The sequence below is a fragment of the Myroides sp. LJL115 genome (assembly GCF_054871665.1).
The window spans coordinates 1-22,254 of the sequence record NZ_JBTXLS010000050.1 but is presented as its reverse complement, the minus strand read 5'-3'; the positions used below and the strand labels follow the sequence as shown (position 1 = coordinate 22,254).

General features: G+C 31.7%; 13 protein-coding genes and 1 pseudogene. 5 read left to right on the top strand and 9 right to left on the bottom strand.

Annotated features, from left to right (window positions below; all coding sequences use genetic code 11):
- The first annotated feature begins 786 nt into the window (after positions 1-786).
- Together ACYSNX_RS11230 and ACYSNX_RS11225 are read left to right on the top strand one after the other, a co-directional pair.
- Entirely contained in the window at positions 787-2,214 is a 1,428-nt protein-coding gene (locus ACYSNX_RS11230; protein WP_461754764.1) for an Ig-like domain-containing protein, read from the top strand.
- 17 nt (positions 2,215-2,231) lie between these two features.
- Entirely contained in the window at positions 2,232-3,653 is a 1,422-nt protein-coding gene (locus ACYSNX_RS11225) for an Ig-like domain-containing protein (RefSeq protein ID WP_461754763.1), read from the top strand.
- An 824-nt stretch (positions 3,654-4,477) separates the two neighbouring features.
- Here ACYSNX_RS11225 and arsC read toward each other — a convergent pair.
- The 5 genes and pseudogenes from arsC to ACYSNX_RS11200 form a co-directional block, all read right to left on the bottom strand.
- Complete coding sequence (arsC, locus tag ACYSNX_RS11220; RefSeq protein WP_461754762.1) at positions 4,478-4,816, bottom strand: arsenate reductase (glutaredoxin); 339 nt, start codon at positions 4,814-4,816, stop codon at positions 4,478-4,480.
- A gap of 21 nt (positions 4,817-4,837) precedes the next feature.
- A complete protein-coding gene (locus tag ACYSNX_RS11215) occupies positions 4,838-5,485 on the bottom strand; it encodes a sigma-70 family RNA polymerase sigma factor (RefSeq protein WP_461754761.1) in 648 nt (215 codons plus the stop codon).
- Positions 5,486-5,487: 2 nt separating this feature from the next.
- Positions 5,488-5,871 carry a hypothetical protein gene (locus tag ACYSNX_RS11210; RefSeq protein WP_461754760.1) on the bottom strand — a complete coding sequence of 128 codons (384 nt, stop codon included), beginning with the start codon at positions 5,869-5,871 and terminating at the stop codon, positions 5,488-5,490.
- A gap of 340 nt (positions 5,872-6,211) precedes the next feature.
- Complete coding sequence (locus ACYSNX_RS11205; protein WP_461754759.1) at positions 6,212-6,559, bottom strand: hypothetical protein; 348 nt, start codon at positions 6,557-6,559, stop codon at positions 6,212-6,214.
- A gap of 968 nt (positions 6,560-7,527) precedes the next feature.
- Positions 7,528-8,253, bottom strand: a pseudogene (locus ACYSNX_RS11200) (RteC domain-containing protein).
- Positions 8,254-9,366: 1,113 nt separating this feature from the next.
- Here ACYSNX_RS11200 and ACYSNX_RS11195 point away from each other — a divergent pair.
- From ACYSNX_RS11195 to ACYSNX_RS11185, 3 genes are all read left to right on the top strand, one after another.
- Positions 9,367-10,188, top strand: a complete 822-nt coding sequence (locus tag ACYSNX_RS11195) for a hypothetical protein (protein WP_461754758.1) — start codon at positions 9,367-9,369, stop codon at positions 10,186-10,188.
- A gap of 2 nt (positions 10,189-10,190) precedes the next feature.
- On the top strand, positions 10,191-10,934 hold the full coding sequence (locus tag ACYSNX_RS11190; RefSeq protein ID WP_461754757.1) for a response regulator transcription factor: 744 nt from the start codon (positions 10,191-10,193) through the stop codon (positions 10,932-10,934).
- Between the two features lie 2,332 nt (positions 10,935-13,266).
- Positions 13,267-13,599 carry a hypothetical protein gene (locus ACYSNX_RS11185; protein ID WP_461754756.1) on the top strand — a complete coding sequence of 111 codons (333 nt, stop codon included), beginning with the start codon at positions 13,267-13,269 and terminating at the stop codon, positions 13,597-13,599.
- Positions 13,600-13,640: 41 nt separating this feature from the next.
- On the opposite strand, the gene ACYSNX_RS11180 is transcribed toward ACYSNX_RS11185, so the two are convergent.
- From ACYSNX_RS11180 to ACYSNX_RS11165, 4 genes are read right to left on the bottom strand one after another with little or no spacing between them, the layout of a single operon-like run.
- The gene (locus tag ACYSNX_RS11180) at positions 13,641-16,184 is read right to left on the bottom strand and encodes a S9 family peptidase (RefSeq protein ID WP_461754755.1); all 2,544 of its coding nucleotides are present in this window, start codon (positions 16,182-16,184) and stop codon (positions 13,641-13,643) included.
- Between the two features lie 2 nt (positions 16,185-16,186).
- Positions 16,187-16,891 (bottom strand): hypothetical protein, encoded by a 705-nt coding sequence (locus ACYSNX_RS11175; protein WP_461754754.1) that lies wholly within the window; start codon positions 16,889-16,891, stop codon positions 16,187-16,189.
- A gap of 11 nt (positions 16,892-16,902) precedes the next feature.
- Entirely contained in the window at positions 16,903-18,285 is a 1,383-nt protein-coding gene (locus ACYSNX_RS11170; RefSeq protein WP_461754753.1) for a RagB/SusD family nutrient uptake outer membrane protein, read from the bottom strand.
- An 11-nt stretch (positions 18,286-18,296) separates the two neighbouring features.
- On the bottom strand, positions 18,297-21,338 hold the full coding sequence (locus tag ACYSNX_RS11165; RefSeq protein ID WP_461754752.1) for a SusC/RagA family TonB-linked outer membrane protein: 3,042 nt from the start codon (positions 21,336-21,338) through the stop codon (positions 18,297-18,299).
- Between the last annotated feature and the right edge of the window lie 916 nt (positions 21,339-22,254).

Below are 22,254 nucleotides of genomic sequence, written 5' to 3'. Positions count from 1 at the left end.
TTAAGTCCAATTCATCGATAACCTTATTTACAATGCGTACTGGATGCAAGGCAGGAATGAAATCTTCCAAAGAATGAGGAATCAAACTCATTTGATTCTGATCGTAAAGTCTATAACGTGGTGCTTGTTTTGCCATATTTACTTGAATTACCTATACTAATTTAAGTATATTAGATTGAAATTCAAATAATTATAATGGTGTTTTTTACTTAAAAGTACAAAAAAGAGGCTATCTCATTTGAGACAGCCCCATTGCTTTTTAAACTATCTTTCTTTTTTGCGAAATAATACACTTTCTCATGTGTTAGTTAATGATGGTATGGACAAAGCTATAAAACAAGTAACTATAGGAGGTAGATTAATCAGGACAATAAAATTCAATATATAGAAGTTTATATAAAGATCTGTTTAGGAAACTAGGCAGATTTTTTTATTTAAAAGTGGGATAGGTACACAAAAGACTCACTGCTTGCTTTTAAATGGCAATGCTGCTTAATTATACTTAAGCTTTATTTTAAATAATAGCGTGCTTTTTTAAAAAAAATGTTTTTTTCTATTTTATAAGGCCTTGACATTTTTGGAATTCACTTCACATTAGTAGCAAGTTATTAATAGGAGTCTGCAAATAAATGCAGTTAAAAAATTATAACTCCTTAATATGTATTTTTTTAAGTTTCGTTAGAATATAAGACTCCGCGAAATAGAAATATTAACCAAAAGTATCTTTTGGCACGCAGGTATTTTTACTAAATTTAACAAAAAATAATTTATAACAATTAGTTTAAAATGAGTGTGAAAAGAATACTGTTTGTATTGATGTCTTTTTTGTTGTTGAATTGTTCATCCGATGATAATAATTCAAAATCAGAAGAAGATAAAAACCCCAGCCACCTTTTGGAGTTTAAAAATAAGGAACTAACCCTTTTAGTGGATGAGAAGGTTAATCTTATTTATGAATTAACCCTGAAAAATATCGATGTAGATGATTTACAATGGTTTACTAGTAATCCAGAGGTTGTGACAATAGAAGCAACTACTATTATGGCGAATAAACCAGGAGATAGTCAAGTTAGTGTAAAGGATAAAAAATCAGGGGTATCTACTTCTTTATTAGTAAAGGTAGATCCACCAAAAGAAGCAAAAATTTCTTTTACCAAAGAGTCTCTAGAAATAGATGGTCAAGTAACTCGAGAGTTAGATTTAAAAGAGTTTTTAGTTTTTGAAAATACCTCACTAGATTCTATACATTGGAAAAGCAGTGATTCGTCAAAAGCGGCAGTAGATAATGGAGTAGTATTTATTAATGGAGATGGAGAAATTGAAATTCATGCAGGAGTAAGTGATTTTTCTATTAAGGCAAAGATTGTATTAAAAATAAAGGATGTAGGAGTTAGACAGATAGAGTTAGTAGGTGAGCATCCTGGAACATTTATGAAAATTGGCGATCAATTCCAATATAGTGCACTTGTATGGCCACAAGAATTGACAGAGATAACAAAACTAGAGTGGAGTAGTTCTGCGCCAGATGTTTTTACAGTGGATCAAACCGGTTTAGTCACTGGCGTGGGAGAGGGCGATGGATATCTTACGGTAGAAGCTCCAAGTGGAGTCTTTGACAGAATAGGTATAACGGTAAAAGGAGAAGCCAAGCTAAGAGATCTGCGACTAGAGGGAGATTTTTATGGGACAGATCTTATCTCAGGAAATACTGGATTTATTACAGTTTTGAGTAATATAGGCGAAGGAGGTATTGATGATTTAGAATATATTTCAGATAATCCCCAAGTAGCTACTGTTGATAACCAGGGTATTATAAAGTCTATAAAAGGAAAAGAGGGAAAAGTGAATATTACTGTTTTTCGCACAGCAGATCCACAAAATAAACTCATAGCTACCTTCGATGTTGTGAATCGCTTTTATCGCTTTACTATTTCGGCTAGATTAGATGGTGTACAAAAGGATAATAAGGTTTCTGGTTTGATAAGCTTATATGCCACTTCTGAGAGTCAAATTTACGATAAGATAAGTGAGTTAAAAGTCTATAATAAACAAGGGGATTTAATTAAGGATGGATTTGAGGATGTTAGTTTTACTCTTAACAATAAAACCCATACGTTTAGCTTTCTATTAGATCAAGTAGAAGAACCTTATATTACTTATAAATTAGAGCAAAACGAAGAAGTGGAATATAAAAAACAAAAATTAATATTTTAAAATAAAATCAACCATTAATGAAAACTAGAATTATTATTATGCTTTTCTTGTCCTTTTTTATATGGAATTGTTCCTCGGACGACAGTAGTATTAAAGAAGATGATAAAGTAGAAGATATACAAGGTAAAGTAGTATTTAAAACAAGTGAAAAGGAGTTAAAGCTATTTGATACAATTAATCTTTTAGACCAGATAAATATTATAGGCAAAGTAGATGTTGCCGATATACAGTGGTCTAATAGCAATAAAGAGGTAGTAGAGCTTGAAAAAGAAGAACTACGAGTGATAGCGGATGGTGAGGCGACTATAACTGTAAAGCTTAAAAACTCCCCAAAAAGTAGTACGTTAAGGATCGTAACTCTACCGATAAGCATAAAAGTTTTAGAAAGTACTATTTATGTAGATATGAGTGAGACCCCTACCTTTGATCTTAGTAAGTTGTTAGAATTAAAGAATATTACTATGGAGGACTTAGTTTGGAGTGGTGATTTCAATGGACATGCAACAATAGAGCAAAATGGAGTTATTACTTTTTTAAAAAATGGGTTAACTGGTGTACAAATACACGTAAAGGATAAAGACGCCATAAGAGAACATATTTCTATTATGGTCTCAGGAGGACCGTTAGATGATCTATGGATTGAGCAGAGATTACCTAGCAATGAAGTGAGGATAAATCAGACATACCAATTTCACTATACGGTTTTCCCAGAAGGTAGTGATCCAAGTGGGATAGTTTGGTCTAGCTCTGATCCTAATATTGCTACAGTAGATCAAAACGGAGTGGTAAAGGGAATATCCTTAGGTATAGTTGAAATTACTGTTACAGCTCCTAATGGGATTAAGGGAAGTTTACAAGTAGAGATCATCACAGGAGATTTAACACATGTTTCCATAACAGGATCTACTTCGGGGGTTCAAGTTATAAATGGGGAAGAGTATCCATTATACGTGTCTACTGAACCTAGAGATGCTGATATCTCTTTACTAGGATTTTCTTCCTCTGATCCAAGTGTTGCTACAGTGGACGAAAATGGGCTAGTTAAAACTTCAAAAGGGCAGAAAGGGAAAGTTTATATTACTGCTTTCAGTAAAAAAGACCCTAGTATAAAAGATGTCTTAGAGGTAGAGTTAGTAAATGCTTTTTATAGAGTATGGGGGAATCCTACCTTTGAAGGAACAGCCCAAGGGACAGTGCTAACTGGAAAATTACAATATGGTATTTTGGTATATGGTGTTGACAAAGCTACTATCAGTGATTTTAAAATCTACGATAAATATGGGAAGATAGTTTTTCAAGATGATAGAGAAAATATAGTTATTCAAGCACAAAGTATAAACTATGAATATCAAGCAGATGGAGTAGACTCTCCTTATGTAACCTATACGTTGAAGTATAAAGATCATCAAGAAAACAGAAAGGAAAGTTTCAATATTTAGAGGTGCTCTAAAGTAGTATTGACAATAGTATTATAAAAAATAAGGCCGTCTAAAAAATAGGCAGCCTTATTTTTTTACCTGACTAGTTATGTAATTTTATGCCTTTGTGTAACTGATTAGGTAATTAGGCTATCTGTAAGAAAGATTCTTTTAATATAGATTCAAGTTACAGGCTTGACAAGTAGATTTAAAAAGGGTATTTCGGTCGGACTAGACTCTTTTTCCACTTTTGATGATTAATCAGCTCAATAAACCATTTTGTCTCTAATAGTTCGATATAAAACATTTGCTAATTATTTATCTCTTTAAGGTCTGTAGCTTACTAACATTTCCTTCTACAGGGCATTGCTCCATGATAAGTCGATAGCATTGTAAACAGGTTGGAAAGAGTATGGCTTTTAGGTTGCAAATACGAAAGAGATATTTTTTAGTATAATTAAAATAGGTTCTAATATAAGCGAAAATATAATACAAAAGCTTGAGCTTGATTGTTTTAAAACAAAGTACACTAGCATGATTGCATTACTTGAATGATTATGCTATAGACTGAAAAAATAAAAGAATACAGTAAGATAAAAATAGGCTCTTTAATAATAGAAAAGGGATTTGTTATAGCTAATTTTAAATATAGTTTATAGACAAAGGCACAAATATCTACTATTTACAAAGAGAAAAAATTCAGGTAGTTAATTATTTATATCGATATTTCCAAGGATATGGATAACTCTTTTTACTTCTTGATAATGTGCCTTTTAATGAGAATATTATATGTTTTTTTGATTTACATTAAATAGTGTCTATAAAAAAAAACATGTAAATATCTTTTATAACAAATCCAATAATCGCTCCGAAGGTCGGGCAATAACCGCTTTTCCATCCTTTACTACTATCGGTCTTTCAATAAGCTGTGGGTGTAATAATAAAATGTCTAGCCACTGGTCATCACTAAAAGTTTTTTCCGAATAATTGTCTTTAAAAATTACTTCATTTTTTCGCACAATTTCCACTGGACTGAGCTTTAGCATGGATAGTAATTTTATTAGCTCTTCTTTAGTTGGAGGGGTTTTTAAATAATCAACAATCTGTGGGATAATGCCATTTTGCTTGATTAATTCAAGTGCACAATTGCTTTTACTACATTGATAATTATGATATATTTTCATCTTTAACTCGTGTTTTTTTAATTACAATTTGTCTATTTTTTTCATTATATTTTCTACTATAGCATCACAGTATACCAAGTTGAATTCAAATAATTCCTTAGTGGAATAAGAGTTTTCAATCTCATTTCTTAGCATTGACTTTGCTCTATTTAGTCTAACCTTTACGTTAGCCTCACTGATATTAAGAATTTTTGCGGTTTCCGATACATTAAGTCCAGTTATTTCCCTTAATGAGAACACCATGCGGTAGTCTAGCGGTATTTGAGCAAGAGCATTTTCAATAATATTTGCCAGTTCGCGATTGTGAATTATTTTATCGGTATCGTTGTTTTTGGTAGTAAACAATGGAATTGAGCGTTCGTTTGCATCTTGCATAATTTCATTTTTAAAACTTGATTTTTCTCTTTTTCGATAACAGTTGTTCATCATAATGCGGATAATCCACGTTTTAAAACTTGCACGTGCTTGAAATTGCACCAAACTTTTATAGACGTCAATAAAAGTTTCCTGCATTAAATCTTGGGTGTCCTGGTGATTGTAATTGTATGATCTGCCAATTTTGTATAAATACGGATTAAATCGCCTTACGATAAGTTCGTAAAGCGATTTTTCTCCTTTTAAAATGCGTTCGATGATTTCTGTTTCTGTTAATTTTTCAGATTGTTTCATGCCTATTTCACAAGTTTAGATAATCTTACCATAGATAAGGCTGCAATTGCCATTACAAGATCGCGAACAGCTACATCTACATAACTAAAATTAAGTAGTAAAGTTAATGCTATTAGTGTTAACCAAGCTGCAACTATGTATCCTCCAATTTGGGTCTTTACAAGTACAATAATACCTGCAATGATTTCAATAACACCTACAATGTGCATAAATAATGAGGAAGAGAATGGCATTAAATCTATTACAGTAGGACTAATATATTGTTGCCAATTAGTTAAACAGTTAGCAAATTTATCTAATCCGGCTACAATAGGTACAATTGTGAAGGTATATTTTAATAAATTGAAAGTTTGTTTCAATGACTGAGTTTTATTTAGCGTTTTCATATATTTATTTTTTAGAATTAGATATTAATTAGAATTAGTCGGGAAATTGGTTTACTATTCCCGGGGTAAGTATATCGGAAAGGTCTATCTTATGATACAATGCCTATTGGAAGCCAGTTAAGGACTGGGTATAATCTGCTTTTAGTATACTAACGAACTAGTCTATCGTGTGGGTAATATGCATTTCTAATACACTTTGAGTTTGCTAAGCAAACCAATTCTATGGATAGGCTAAGGCCAGGAAACTACCAATATCTTTTGCATTAGCATACCAATTAGCTACAGCTTTATCTAAGGCTTGTGAGTTATTTTCTTTTGTGGCTTGCAAAACTGGGATATGCTATTGGATATGCTCGATTAAAAGCTCTGCTAATTGCTCACCAGCTTGTTGTCCGTAGTAAGGTACGATGGCCTGGCCGATGTCTTTTTGGTTTTGCAATAAAGATGCAAGTTTAGCACTCAAACCTTTTGGATCATTATAGTAGGCATCTACCGTAATGAATGTCCAATACATATGCGCGCTCCATAAATCTCTCATGGAACGGTTTAATTCCAGTATTTTGGGGGTGTTTATCCAAGTTGCTTGTTCTATCGTGTTTGCTATTTGCATTGAATCAGAATCTATCTTCTGTGCCTTTACAGTAACTACCCCTATTAAGAAGGCAAAAATTAATATTGCTTTTTTCATTTCAAAAAAATAATTGTTTATACCTAATTAGGGTAGGTGAAGGGCCAAAAGGTTACAAAAAAACTATTTCATTTTAAAAAAGCTACTTGTTAAATTTATTTAAAGGATTTGAAGTGAAATTTACATAGTGGATTTTGTAGTAATTAAACTACCATGGGATTTTAAGTATTGGAAGGTATTGAGCTACTTGTAATGCCTTTGTAGTTATAAGGACAAAGTAAAGATCCTGAATTATTGAAAGAGTATTACATTATTTTACTATAAAGGCAAGGGCTGAAGCCCAAGGGTATCACGTGAGAATATAGTCATATAGTAAAAATAATAGTTAGGAGAAATCCTTATGTAAAACGTATTTAAAAAATCGGAGTCTAATTTTCAAGGTTAAGTAGTCCAAGAAGTGGAGCAAAGTCAATTCCCCTTTTTAAAGATATCAAAGCAATCTTTTATGTTTTGGAACAGGCTTGGGTAATTAGTTTTAAATCTAGTCTTTTTTAACTAGCTCATTTTTGTCATAAGGGCCTAAGTAGCAGTGAGTAATTGTGTTTTAGAATGTGTAATTATTATTCTAAAGATATTGGAAGATATAGTTAGTATAGAAGATTTGCTTGGATGAAAACAATCTATTTGTAGCTATGTTTTTGTGTACTTTTATTTTTATTTTAATCTTTTTTACAATGCTTTTTGAATTATTAGTTTCTGCTGTAGTTTGTTTTTTTCTCTGTTTAAATGTGCGTCTTAATAGGTTAGTTAGTTAATTTATTATGTTTTCTGTATTTAGTTTTTTTATTACTTATGTAGGAGATTATAAGCAACAAGGATTTAGTCTACTGTTATTGCATGTAGCTAGGTATTGCATGTAGCTAGGTGTTGTATGTAGCTAGGTGTTGTATGTAGCTAGGTGTTGTATGTAGCTAGGTGTTGTATGTAGCTAGGTGTTGTATGTAGCTAGGAAAGTTATAGATTGAGTTTTACTGATTGTTTTTTTGAATATGTTCATCAAGTTCTTTTTTTAGTAGATCTAAAAAAGGTGTAGTCTGGCTGGACTTTCTATTTTTCATTCTAAAAAAGGTATGATGAATATTGGGCAAGGGGATATTAAATACTTCAGATAACCGCTCAGATAGCTCTTTTATGGAGGTGTGTTTTTTGTCAACGGCGCCTGCTATATAAATGGCGTAGATTAGTTCGGTTAGTGCTGCCTTAGAATGTGTTCATTGTATGGCGTTAGGCTGTGGTTGGTTTTGAGTTTTAGGAATGCTAAGTAGTTTGCCTCGAAGGTGCTTTAAAGTTTCTTTAAACAATAAATGACAGGTAGCATTTAGCTCCAATAATGTAGAAAAATCGGTGGAATTATTCTTAAGCAGTTCTATCTCCCCAGAGTAAGTTACAGAGTAGATAGATATACCTTTATTCAAGGTGTAATAAAGAGAATCTAAATCAGTGCGACCACTTTTATAATACTCAAAGTGTTCCCATTGTTTAATTAAGGTCTTCTTCTCTTGTAAGATAATGTCGTAAATGGACTGGTAATAGGTGTTTTTGTGTTCTTCGGGTACTTTTTCAAATCCTTTATCTATTTCTTTGATCGAATTATAAAAGAATATTTTACTAACCATAGCGGGTTTAACGTGTTTGAAGAAAAAGATCTCTTCCTCTTGATTTGCGAATCCCTTCTGGTGATAATGTACCCACATCTGAGTGTATTTATCTTTTATAAAGTTTCTGATTTTTTTATGTGGTGATTTTCCAGGCTGTGAACTAAGAAGGCATTGATGCTCAAAGTCATCGATTTGACTTAATATACTTTTGTAATCCATAATGTATATATTTAGTTTGTGATAGATATATGTAACTATATTGAAAGACAAAAGAAAAAATAAACCAGTTAGCCCTACTGGTTTATTTTTTTAAGTTTGGTGCTGGAAAGATGACTCCAACACCTGGCATTGTTACTTTTTTTTGGAAACAACAAGATTTAATGCCTGTGAATAATAAAACCCCATTAGTTATTTTACTTTCACCGATGTAAAAATAATAGTTATATTTGATATAACCACTATCTTATTGGTTTTTAATGTGTTAAAGTTTAATGATAAGAATGTAAATGTTATTTTATGTAAATATATCCATGAAATTAACAGTTTTTTCCTAATTGTTGTTTCTATTTTTGGAAGGTCATAGTGGTAAAATGTACTAATATGTATAATTTTAATGAATAGTGTTTGTTCAAATTGCTAGATATTGAGTTAAAATATAATTTTTACTACTAAAATGCAGTGCTGAAGGATGAATTTATTAAATAACATAATATTTCCATAAATATGCTAAATATACCCTAAAAAGGGTATGTTTTAAATGGTAAATAGTTCCGAAATTTGCGAGAATTATTTTCACAGGTTTTCTAAAAAGCCTTTATAGTGGCTTTGCAGGGAAATTTTATGATTTTCACCTGGCTTGTAATGGGCAGGTTTTACCTTGTTAAAACATAGGTATAATTTCTAAGTTATTTGTATTATGAAAAAACTAGTCTTAATGAATAGCTCGAGTTTTTTAGCATCCTATTCTGTGCTTAAAAATGATAGGATGAGTTTCTCTTTCAAGAGAGGCTTTGCTATTATCTATAGAGGCTATAAACTGTTTCTAAAGCCATGGTGGATCTGATGCCATAGCTAGGCTTAATTTATGTAAAGAGTATTCTTTACATGGCTTACAACTGTAAAGTAAGCTATTTTTCTTGAAAGGGAATCAAAAAGCAAAGTCCCCCGTGTTTTTGGATTTCTAATTTTTGACCCTTAAAAAGATTTTTTATGGAATTTTTCGATTTTATTATTTATGCATTATTAGTGCAACATTTTATTATTGCATTTCTAATAGGACAATTAGCTGGCCAACTGGTTGGCAAAAAGAGGTTTTTAAGCGATAAACTAAAACACATGAAGGCAAAGGTAAGTAATGATCACCTTTTGGAGGAGCATATATCTATAGGCAACTTTATTCATGTTATTTTTAGTGAGTTAGAGATACTTATTAAAGGCGGTATGAATAAAGAAAAGCGCCTAGATATGTTTGAAATGTTATCTCGTTTTGTAGTGGTTAAACACCAAGAACTAAGAGAGGCTCTTTTACAGAAATATGTAGTAGAGAAAGGAAAGAATCCCTTTCTACATATTTTAGAGCGTTACTTAGAAGAAGTAGAGACCGACACTGCTGTAGATGTAACTCTAATAAACAATTCCAATTTAGAATTTAGCAATATCGATCATGGCAAGGCTTTAGCAGAACTCTGCACGGAGTTGCTACGCAATATCTGTAATGTAAGTGATGCCATGGACGTGGAAATTAAATTAACAGAAGATAAGGGAATCTTACAGATTCATATTAGTTTTGATGGAGAGGAGTTTTCTTTTATACACGAGAGAAATAATCCAGAAGAAGAGGATGATGATGATGACCTGTACGATATTATACACCCTGATGAGCTGGAGTATGGTTTTGATTTATTGGATTTAACCCCTGTTCGTTATTTGGGATTAGATAGTATCGATAAGCGTTTAGCGGAGTTGAACACCACTATGGAACATGGTTATAAAGGAAAGACCAATTACATCCTTCTTCAAATACGTTTGTAATTATGATTAACATAGCAGTAATAGAAGAATGTCCAATTGACTTAGCTAGCTTGAAATACATGTTAGATCAGACAAAGGACATCAAGCTTGTTTTACACAGTGAAACAGGTGCAGATTTTCTACAAAACCACAGTAAGTATTCTATTGATGTGATTATTGTAGAAGTTGGGACATATGGAACGCCAGATAAAGTGATGTTGGAGCTTTTAAGTGATTTACAACAAATTTTACCACAAGCCGAAGTGTTAGTATTTACTTCTCTTAGGTTTCTCTATGTAAAGCAGAGATGTTTAGCCCAACGTGTCAAAGGTTTTTTACCTAAATCCGAAGGTATCTTACTTATAAGCTCTGCAATTCGGGATGTTTTTTCAGGAAAATGGTATCTTTCTAAAGATGCTTTCGATTTCTTGAATGTAAACAGAGATATTTTGAAAAACAAAGTACAAGTGTTGACCCCTGTACAGATTATAATTGTAGGTAAATTTGCTAAGGGAAAGCTTGGCAAGGAGATCGCTGCAGAATTAGGAATAAGTGAAAATACAGTATCTAGTCATAAAAAGAGTATCTACGAAAAATGGCATGTAAGTAATACAGCTGAAATGCTAATGTTAGCAGTGCGGCTTAAGTATATCGATCCGAATAATCTGGAATTAGGAGATAAATTATTACCTACAAAACCGCCTTCTATAACTCTTGACAGTTTGAGTAAAACTATTCACAAAAGCAATAAATCTCCTTATGATTAAAGTGGTATCACAGCCTTGGTACTTAAAAGGCTAATAAGGGAAAGTTTCCCTTTGAAATTGGACATATTTCATACCTCAGTTACAAAGAGGTAGTTGTATTAAGTAACTATAAGCCACCTAGAAATAGGTGGTTTTTTTATGGAAATAATACAAGGATAGTTATCACTTGATCTAAAAAAGTCTTTTTTAGTTTCTAATTGTATTTTCCTTCCTTAATGTAAAAAGCTAAATAATTGATTTTTAAGCAAATGAATCCGTAACGTGGTTTGCTAGGGGATATAGAGTGTACAGCGTATTTTGTAGCTCTAAATTGGTGTTCGATGGCTTAATTTACAAAAAATAAACAACAAAGTCAATACCCATTTTTAAAGATAAAAACTTGGAAAGATGGGGATTGATTTTACTTAATTCTCCACTTAATTTTACAAAAGTAAGTTACAGAAGTGTTCTAGAATTGAAAGATCCCATAGAACCAAGAACAAAAATAAAAGCTAAAGAGATAGTTGAAATTACCAAACTCGTAATATCACGGGGTAAAACTGACCTAGTATAATAGAAGAAGTAATAAAAAAATAATAAGGTTTTTATTGTAAGCTATTAGCTACTAGTTAAGTCTAGGCGTAAATGAGTTCTAGTAATAAAAAAAGGGGTGTTAGCTTGTTGTTAGTACTAGCACCCCCTTACAACTTTTTGAGTTGATGAGTAATTTATTTTCAAATACACTTGCAAGGTATTGAAAATAAGCTACATACGCAATAATTTATGGTTTTTGTTTTAATATAATGACAATTTTTGAAAGTTATTTAAAGTAATAAATAGATAGATAGGATAAAGGTAAATTATACACAAAAGCTAAGTGTAAACTAAGTAAAACGTAAAATAAACACAGTGCTTAAACTAAGTAAAGCATAAACCTAAGGGTAAAATGCTGCAGAGAAAAGTGAAAAAGGTGGGGTTGTGTACAGTAGAAAACAAAAAAATATAAACATTTTATCAAAAGCTACTGCTTTTAATAAAAAAAAATTAGGGCAGAAATGAGTTAGTTTTCCGCCCTATTAAATCTTAATGTGACTCTTTTAAAAAAGTCTTGTGAAAAATTCATGTTGAATTACACCCAAGGTATTGATAATAAGTTGTATTACAAAATAAATTGACAGTAATTTTTCTATGAAATATTCTCTTATTTCTTGAGATAAGCGCATAGATAGCAGCAGAAAACTATAAATCTACTTTTCAAAAGAAGTATAGTATTAAGGTATCTATCTAGCGTTAAAAGAGAAATTCAATACAAAGTATAGCAGCGGCTGAAGTGATAAGGCTAGATACCTCTATACTGGGGCCATGGTTCTCTAGGAAGAAGTGAAGCGCTACTGTTTATTCAAAAAAAGCGGCAAGATATTAAATAAGAAATAAATGCTAGAAGTGAACTACGGATAGGCTTAGAGGTAATTATCTTAGACAGTATGCCGCTCTTTAAAAATACTAATTACTAGGTTACTCACTCCTAGTAAAGTATTTGAACAAAATAGTGATGCTAATATATTGATAGTGAGTAATATATAAAAGTCTGTTTACTATTATTTTAAAAGAGGTAGGATAATTCATTGTAATAGAAGGCTCAATCTGATGTAAGAATGTATCAAAGAGTCTTACTTACTAGCGGATAGATATAAGTAAATAAGACATTACCTACTTCAAAAAGAAAAAAAAATAAGTACAGAGGTAGCTTAGAATCTATGTGAAAAATAGGTGAAAATACGTATTGCTATTAGCGTATTGGTTGCCTAGTTTAGATGAGCTTTTTCTATAGTTAGACTAAAGATCTGGTTTATAGTAAATATGATATATAAGCAAGATAAAGATAGAAGTGTAGTGACTGCTTTGTGAAGGAAAATCAAAACAAGGAAGCGTTTGAGCTTACAGGTCTAGAAAAGAAAAGTATAATATTGAATACAGATGTATATAGTATTAAATAGAGAAAGGGGGACCAGGAACTTATGGTAAGTTCTATTACAGGAAAGTTCTCTATTTATTATAAGGAAAAAGTGTATGGAAAAATGCTTGGATTTTGAATCCATTCACTTTAAAAATGATTGTTTAACCTAAAGCTAAGTTATAGACACTTAGACCAAAATTTATGAAGTTTAATATTAACAGTTTAAGAGCTTCTTTATGTGATGCTTTTCAAAGGTTTTTTCACAGTTACATCTTGTATGTATTAGGATCTAAGTGTCTAAGAAATAGGCTGACATTATAACGGATCAACAAACACAGAAATATAACCTTCTAATAGTTAACTGAAAAGAAGCTTTTAATTAAAACATTATCAACGATGAAAAAAATGTTTAAAAGCCTTTTCCTACCATTAGCGGTATTTGCGATGCTAGGTTTAGGTGCACTTACTTTAAGTGCTAGTAACGTGACTAATGATGTAGTGACTGAGGCCGAATTTACATCTGATAATTTTGCTCAAACACCATACACAGGGATTGTGTATTATGAGATTTCTCCTTTGGTTTATACAGAGGCTATTGGAGTAACAGCAGATCATTGCAGTTTAGATGAGGGAGATGAAATGTGTTATATCGAGATTAATAACGTTTTAACCCAAGCTTACGGAAAGGATAGTTTGGGAGTAATACGTCCACTGTTCGAATTAGATTAATAACGTATTAAGGAAGGCGCTCTATTTTGAGCGCCTTATATTTATCTAAAACTTAAGAAAGAAGCAGATATTTTGGATGGATTCACTGCATCATCTATCCATTTAATTGTCTTATTATCTTTTAAATAATAGTCCCACCAATCTAAGTAACGCATTGTGTAGTCTTTGGCTTGTAATTTTTCGTTTTCTTGATATTGATTAAATGCATGCCCTATATTATTATATAAAAGAGCTACAAATTGTGTGTTATTATACCTTTTTAAAGCCCAGAACATAGTTCTAGTTTGTTCCCAATGTACATTTTCATCTTCTAATCCCGTATTAAGTAGAATAGGAGTTCTAATTTTATGTGCATTTAATAATGGGGAGTTATCATAATACTTTTGAGGATTTTCTGCAAAACTTTGCTTCATCGAAAATTGAGAATTTTCTACTCGCGAATACTCAGGTAGTTTACGTGCATTATTATATTTATAGGTATAACTACCAATTAAATCTTGTATTCCAGAATTACTTTCAATAGCCGCAAATAGCTTGGATTGTGTTGCTATAAAGCTTGCTTTATAACCACCAAAGGAATGCCCAGACAGACCAATCTTATCTTTGCTAATTGCGGGCTCTATTCGTAATACTTCATTAATTGCACTCTCAACACAATCTACAGCTGTTAAACCAGGACCTCTATCGTCTATATACGTATCAGGCGTAAGAACAAAGTACCCCAGTTCATTTAATAATGTTCTATTATAACCAGTTCCATTAAGCAGAGTAGAAGGTATAAATTTGTTTGCTCCAAGTGATTTCCATGCTGATGTATATACTCGTGTGATCATAGGGTAATTTTTACTAGGGTCAAAGTTCTTAGGGTAATATAAAAAAGCTTCAAGATCTTTGCCCTTGCTATCTTTAAAGCTGACTTTTTTTCTTCTTAGCCAATTATATTCCTTTTCTAACTCACTTTTTAGTAATAGCTCTTTTTTATTACCAGATGAAATGAATAATGTATGTGGTAAATTGTAGTTTTCCTCTTTCAATACTATAGTTTTATTATGGCTATCGATATTTTGGCGGATTTGGTCTTTGTTTGGTAAATTGTTTGTACTAAATGGTGAAATGTTAACTATATTCTTTTTATCAATTTTAAATACAGCTTTTTTATTTTCTATTTCAACAGTAATAAAGATAGGTTGTGTACTATCTACTAAAGATCTTCTGCTAGGACCTACAGAATCATTTACAATTTCTATAATTGTAGGTTTTGTAAAGTGAGTGAGCTTTGTAGTTTTCTGCGTTTTTATTTCGAATTTATTTAAATTGTTATTATTTACATAGTAAATGAATTTACCATCTTTCGACCACTGAGGAGGTTTAGAATAAATCTGTTCATGGTTAATGATAAGTCTTATGTTTGTTTCTGGATCCAAAATTTCCCAAGTATTAGAGTCTTCTTTTTGAAATAATAACTTAGTGTTATCTGGAGAAGCAAAAATTGGAAGTTGGCTAACTTTGGTCAGAAAGGTGCTTTTCTTTGTTTTAATATTTTCAATATAATAAGTGTTTTTCTCATATGTATGTAGAAAATCTTGATTTTCAAAATAATTAAAATAAACCACGTAGTTCGGTATAGGAATTGGCAAGTACTCTTTGAATCTGTCTCGTTCTAAATCAATAAGCTGTCCACTATCATATTTATATATCTTAGCATAATAATTAAACTTGAACTTCGGTTCATAATCTGTCGTTATTATAGAACCACTATTGCTTGACCAAATATCTAAGTATTCGCTTTCTGGATATTTTTCATTTGTACTGATATTGTATTTAATTAATATATCATTATTAGAATAGAAACTTTTTTCAAAATATGAATATTGCCCAAGTGGGAGTTCGATTTTTCTAATAGTTTGATCTTTTAAATTTATAAGCATTTGATTGTTACTGTCTTCATAATTAAATAGAATAGCATCTTGAGATAAATTCCATTCAAGTGTCTGTAAGTCGCTATCAATACTAGTTAACAATTGTTTTTTAAATGTTTGCAAGTCTATTGCAAATATGTTTTTAGCATCACCTTTTTCCTGATATATAAGGAAAGTTTTAGGGATATTTAAAAAATATTTCTTGACATTAATGGCTTGAAATACTGTGTTTTTTTTGTTTTTTAAAAGTTTTTCAATCATTAAATTACCATCTTTACTTAGGGTATATAATAAGTTGTGATTTCTATCTGTGTCATATTTTATAATGTCTTTTCGTTGTTCCTTAAAATCAGGTTTTGTAAAATCCACAATGTAGATGGATTGATCTACTTTATATATACCTAAATCCTCTTTTAATAGATTTTGAAATAAATTACTAGGATAAGTAGTGGATAACTCTTCTTTGGTTTTTGTATTAATTAAGCGTAGTTCCCCTGGAGTTTGTGTTTTAGAATACAGTTTAGAATAGAGAAGCCAATTACCATCAGGAGATATTATAGATCCTACTATTGAATAGGGGTTTGGTTCAATGCCATTACTTTGTGTGTTACTAAATATAGTTGAGGTGCTCAATACTATAAGAAAGCATATAATTATAGTTTTCATAGTTATAGGGTTAATGTTAGAATGGTGTCTTTACTTGCAGTAACATAAGTACTTCTGTTTTCATGTAGAGTGTTAAAGCCAACACTTATATTTTGTGGAACTCTTATTGAAAATTGACCATATTCATTAGTCAAGTTAAAAGAACCAAGTCCTTTTGCATTCTCTATAGAAATAGGCGAAATAGGTAAGCCTACAATTGGCTTACCTGTATTTTTATTTAGCACTGTACCCGATATTGATATCAATTTATTCGGATTTATATTATTTAATAATTTATCTAACTTCTTTTTTGAGTTAGGGGATTTCTGAATTATTTCTTTGTATACAGTACTGTCTAGGTGTACTGTAAAATTGATGATTTGATTTTTATGTAAGTCAGTAATTGTGTGCTTATGAATACGCTTTTTGTAAATTAAGTAATTGGGCATTAATTTTAAAGTGTCTCCCTTCTGTATTGTGATTCTATAAAAACCTTTTTTGTCAATATATGCCATTTCATTTTCCCCTTTATTAGAGTCTATCCATCGATTAGTAATATTTAGCGTATTGATACCTTGTGGCGGAGTATTTGTGCCTTCTACTAAGACTCTCCCTTGTATAGTGATAGTTCCATCTAGATTGCTTCTTAAGTTATTATCTATAGAATTTGTACAGGAAAGTAGTAGGCCTGCAAATAACATTGGGATTATGTTGATTATAGTTTTCATTTTATATTAGTTTAATATCCTGGATTGTTAGGTAAAAGATTTCTATTTATAAGTATTTGCTTTTGTGGAATTGGAAGAAGATCATTATAGGGTTTCCAAGTGGATTTTGAATTAGCTAGATCTTGTATTCTTCCATTGCGCTTTAAATCAAAAAAGCGATGGCCCGATTCAGAAAAAAACTCTTTGTTAGCATCTATAAGTAATTCTGTTATAAACGTTTCTTTAGATAGACCTAAAGAAAGCCCTGCTAAGCCTCTTTTTACACGAATCTTATTGAGCGTTTTTATCGCTTCTACTATTTTTTCCTGATAAACTTGTGCTTCTGCTAGATAAAAATATGCCTCTTCTAATCTAAAGAAAACACCAAGTTCATTCACATTGTTTAGCTTGTTTTTATATTTGAATACTTGGTGATAGTTTACTCCGTTTATTACTGTATCTTGTATCCAGTTAGTTTTTCTCAAATCTGAGTTTTGAAATGTATCATAAAAGTCAGGATTCAAAGCGGATGTAACTGAGGCGTTTGTAAATAAATAGTAGTTTGCTTGGTCTGTTGTTCGTGGTAAGCTAGTTGGACTAATTTGTAAGAGAGTACTTTTGGCATCTTTTAAAAATATGTAATCAAGATTATCTTCAAGTTGATATGTAGAGTTATCTATAATGTTTTGCGCATATACCTCTGCTAAGTCATATCTTTGTTGTAGAAGATAGTTTTCTGTTAAAAGTAATTCTGAAACTGCTTTGTTGATGTAAATGCGATCTACATTTCTATATGAGTAATCTAATAGATCAAGAGCTAAAAGGAGGTCTTTTTCAATCTGTATTAAGACATCAGCATAATTAGTTTTACTAATTGTTGTATTAGTAAGGTAATTAGTAGTTGTGGTATAAGGAATGTTTCCAAATAGCTTTGTTAAAGTTTGATAGAATAAGGCTCTTAATGTGTAAGCTTCTCCTAACAATTGTTTTTTATCTATTTCCTTTATGGAGGATGAGTTAGTTACTCCCTCTATAAACGCATTTATAGCGTAAACATCTTTGTAGCTATTATTCCACCAATGTTCTGTATATGACGGAACTTCTGCATCAATACTGTTTAAGAATATCGGATTATTAGTTGACCCGTAATAAATAAGTTCGTCAGTGTATAAACTTAAATTTATAGATAAGCCTTGTACAGCTGAAGAAAATAGAGGAGTATCCCTGATTCTGGTATAAAGGAAATTTAGAGCGGATTTAGTGGTTGCCAAATCATTATAGATATCTTCTCGATTAATTTTATCATCAGGGAGATCTACTTCAATTAAATCCTGACAAGAGCTAAATGTGAGCCAAGTTGCTACCAATATCAGAAGAATTGTTTTGAAGCCTAGTTTTTGTTTAAATATGTTCATGTCTTGAGTTTTTAGAAGGTTATTTGTAAGCCAAATGAATAGGTCTTAAGAGGCGGTAAAAATCCTAGTGTGGTAAATTCAGGATCCATTCCTAGGTAATTAGTTATTGTCCATAAGTTTTGACCTTGAAGATATAGACGTATAGAGTCTACCCCATATTTAGGTAGATTTAACTCATAGGTTAAAGAGACGTTTTTTAAGCGTATATATGACCCGTCGGAAACAGCAGCATTACTATCTTTAAAAGGAGTTATTAAAGAATTATTTGCAGTTGATGAATGGATAGCTTTCATATATTTAGCATTAGGATTGTCAAGAGTCCATCTGTCATTATACTCTTTAGGTCGGTTTACTAGACCAGTACCTAGAGCAGTACCGGAAGTAGAGTTTATATTTCTAGACTTTTTGTTAACGAACTGGAATAAGAAATCTAATTGAATGCTTTTATATTTTAAGCTGTTTTGTAGTGCTCCAAAGTACTTAGGGTTTAAATCCTTTATAATTTGTCTATCAAGGGTAGTAAGTTTTTGATCTTCGTTGTAATCTGTAAATGTGTAATATCCGGTAACAGGATCTATGCCTTCGTAGTTATAAAGTTTTACAATATTTAATGGTTTACCAATAATATAAGTACTACTCTGGGTTCCGTCTTGAAGACCTGGATAGGAGACTAGCTTATTTTTATTAAGAGAGATATTAAAGTTGGTATGCCAACTAAAATTTTTAGTTTGAATATTTATCGTGTTTATAGTAAACTCCCATCCTGAATTTTCCACTATTGCAGGGAAGTTTGAAGTAATATTGTCGAATCCTGTTGTACTAGGAAGAGTGTAGCCAACAAGTTGATTGCCAGATCTATTGTTGTAGTAAGCTAAGGTTGTATTAATCCTTTCTTTTAATATACTTACTTCTAAAGCAGCTTCAAATTTTGTAGTTTTCTCCCAATGATAGTCTGGATTATAAAGAGCTGATGGCTCAAGGTTTACTTCATTTCCATACAAATTGTTATTTATATTATAGGTGTCTAGATAGGCATAATCACCTATGTTGTCACTTCCAGTTATACCATAACTACCTCGTAATTTTGCAAAGGATAGCCATCTCCAATTTTTAGTAAACTCTTCTTTGCTAAGAATCCATGCAATTCCAATAGCACCAAAATTTCCAAATTTATTATTAGATGCAAAACGACTAGAACCGTCTCTACGTGCAGTCAAGTTTACAATATACTTACTATCGTACATATAATTAATACGTGTAAAGAAGGAGGTGTACTTATATTGTGAGCTTATATCATAATAAATAAATTTTGTTTTTGCAGCGGAAATATTTCGGATAAAAGCATTAGATGAGTAATTGGAGCCTTGTAGTTTTAAAAGATTGTAATCTGTTGCTTGGAAAGAAGTACCAATTAGAAGATTGAGAGAATGTCTTTTCCAACTGTTAGTGTAATTTAATTGTGGTTCAACTATATAGGACGATGTTTTACTGACATTTCTAGCATTAGCTGAAAACTCACTCGATAGTCCCAGGAAGGGATTTAATGAAGTATGTGGGACAATTTGTTGCTCAATAAAACTTCCCGAGTTGATACCTGCATTAACAGTAAAATTTAGATAAGAATTTAAGTTGTACTTTAAAGTAGAATTTAAATTAAGAGTATTAATGTCATTTTCGTATACATTAGATAATGCACCTAAAGGATTTTGAAATGTCCCATTTTCCCAATTAAGCTCTTTATTAGGCATATATAAATCGGGGGAAATTGGAGATAGTTGGAATGCTTGAGAGGTTAGGTCTGAAATAGGTAAATTATTGGATTGATTCGAGTAATTTATTGATGTATTTACGTTGAGTTTATTAGCTCTATCTCGTTGGCTAAAATTAATAAGTGCAGCATTTCGTTTGTATCCTTTATCAGTTGGAAAAACTGTAGTGCTTTCATTATGGCTTAAGTTTATACTGTAGCTTGAAAGCTCACTTCCTCCGTTAATTCCTAATGAAATTGTTTTATCTACTGCAGTGTCACCAATTAATTTCTTTTGCCAATTAATCGAATTTGTCTGGTTCCAAGTTCCATTGATATCGTAGTCTGTAGGACCATAGGTAGTAAGACCACTATTTGCAAAAGCTTCTTTTCTCATAAGTAAATAGTCTTGAGCATTCATTAGCTCCATGAACTTGTTTACTTTACTAAACCCTACAGAAGAAGATACTGTAAATTTAGTTTCTCCTTGCTTCCCTTTTTTAGTAGTGATTAGTATTACTCCGTTAGCACCACGTGATCCATAAATAGCGGTCGCGTCGGCATCTTTTAGTACTTCAATACTTTCAATATTAGAAACAGGAATACTATTAAGAGGAGAAACCCCTTTGAAAAATAAACCTATATTTAGATTTCCAGCATCAGAACCTTGATTTTCAGAAGGTATTACTACACCATCAATGATATATAAAGGAGAATTCTGAACGGATTTATTTCCTAAGAAATTTCTGCCTCTAATTTCCACCTGCATTCCTCCTCCAGGTACTCCTGAGACCTGAGTAATATCTACTCCTGCCATTCTCCCTTGTAATGCTTGTAAGGGATTTGTAACAGGTTGTAGTTCGATGTCTTTGGCTGTGACTCTAGCAATACTTCCTGTTCTTTCTTTGTCTTTTACAGAGTAGTATCCTGCGTTAACTATTACTTCTTCTAATTCTTGAGAGTTTTGCTGTAGCTCTAGATCTATTATTCGTTTTTGGTTAATAGTTATTTCCTGACCACTGTATCCTATATAGGAAAACACTAAGGTTTCAGAAGGAGATGCTTGAATGGAATATTTACCATCTACATCTGTGATGGTAGCAGTGTTTTTGTTTTTTACTTGTACAACAACACCAGGTAATGCTCCATTATAGTCTTTAATGGTTCCAGTTATGGTTACCTTTTGTTGTTCTTGTTCTATCCTAGTTGGGATAGTGTTAGCATGGAGTAGGTTAGGGGAAAAGCAAAGGCTGAGTAAAGCCATAGCTACGCCATATCCATAGAGTGGAGTAAAATTTGATTTCATAATTTTTTGATACTATTAAAAGGTTAGTCTTTAGTTTTATACGCTTGTAGTTGTATTAGGCCACAACATTTACAAGGCTTTTTAATTACCTAAGCAAAAGGGGGAGAGAATAGATAAAGGCTTTAAAGACATTGTTTTGGGTTAATTGTAATCTATTCCTAATCTCTTACATCTTTCTCAGCTCTCCCAATATGAGAAAGAACGGAAAAGGAATAGATATAGAAATGCATTTGGCGTTGAGGTTAGCTTTCTCAATGCGCTAGCTTTGGTTGTTGGTGTTGGCTTGAAAAGAAGAAGTTAGGTTTGTGAGATACTTTGTAACCTGTGATCTTTCGTTTAACTCAAAGTACCTCTAACTTTTTTACATAAGAAAGCCCAATAGCAAGTGTCCAATTTGCATCCTAAGCTTATTTACGTCTTACCTTCCAAGCCTTTTGTCATAGGCTTATTGTTTTAAAAGGTTGGTTAATAAATAGTATATGTTGTAGAGCGCATCAATACTCTACAATAGCTTTATGTCTAGGTATAGTATAGTTTTACCTACATAGGATAATCGTCATTTTATGGACAATGCAATGGGCATTGTAGATGATATATTACACTTAAATAGTATAATAAAAGGAGATATATGGGTTAAATAGAAATTTCTAGGTTGATATATTATTCTCACTACTCTAAGGCTGTTCTTAAGTAGGGAGTGTATTGTCTTTAGGTTGTTTACAAAAGGAGAAAGGGCAATCATAGTCAGTTATTTTAATAAGGGTGGGCATGGATCTCCTGAGAAACCCCCAAACCCCAACCCTATATTTAATATATAGCGATCAATAGCATTTTTAATACCTAGCTCTACCTACCAAAGCAGGTAGAGTATAGGTATAGATTGTCCTGTGCGCTATCCAAAATCCCTTTGAATATT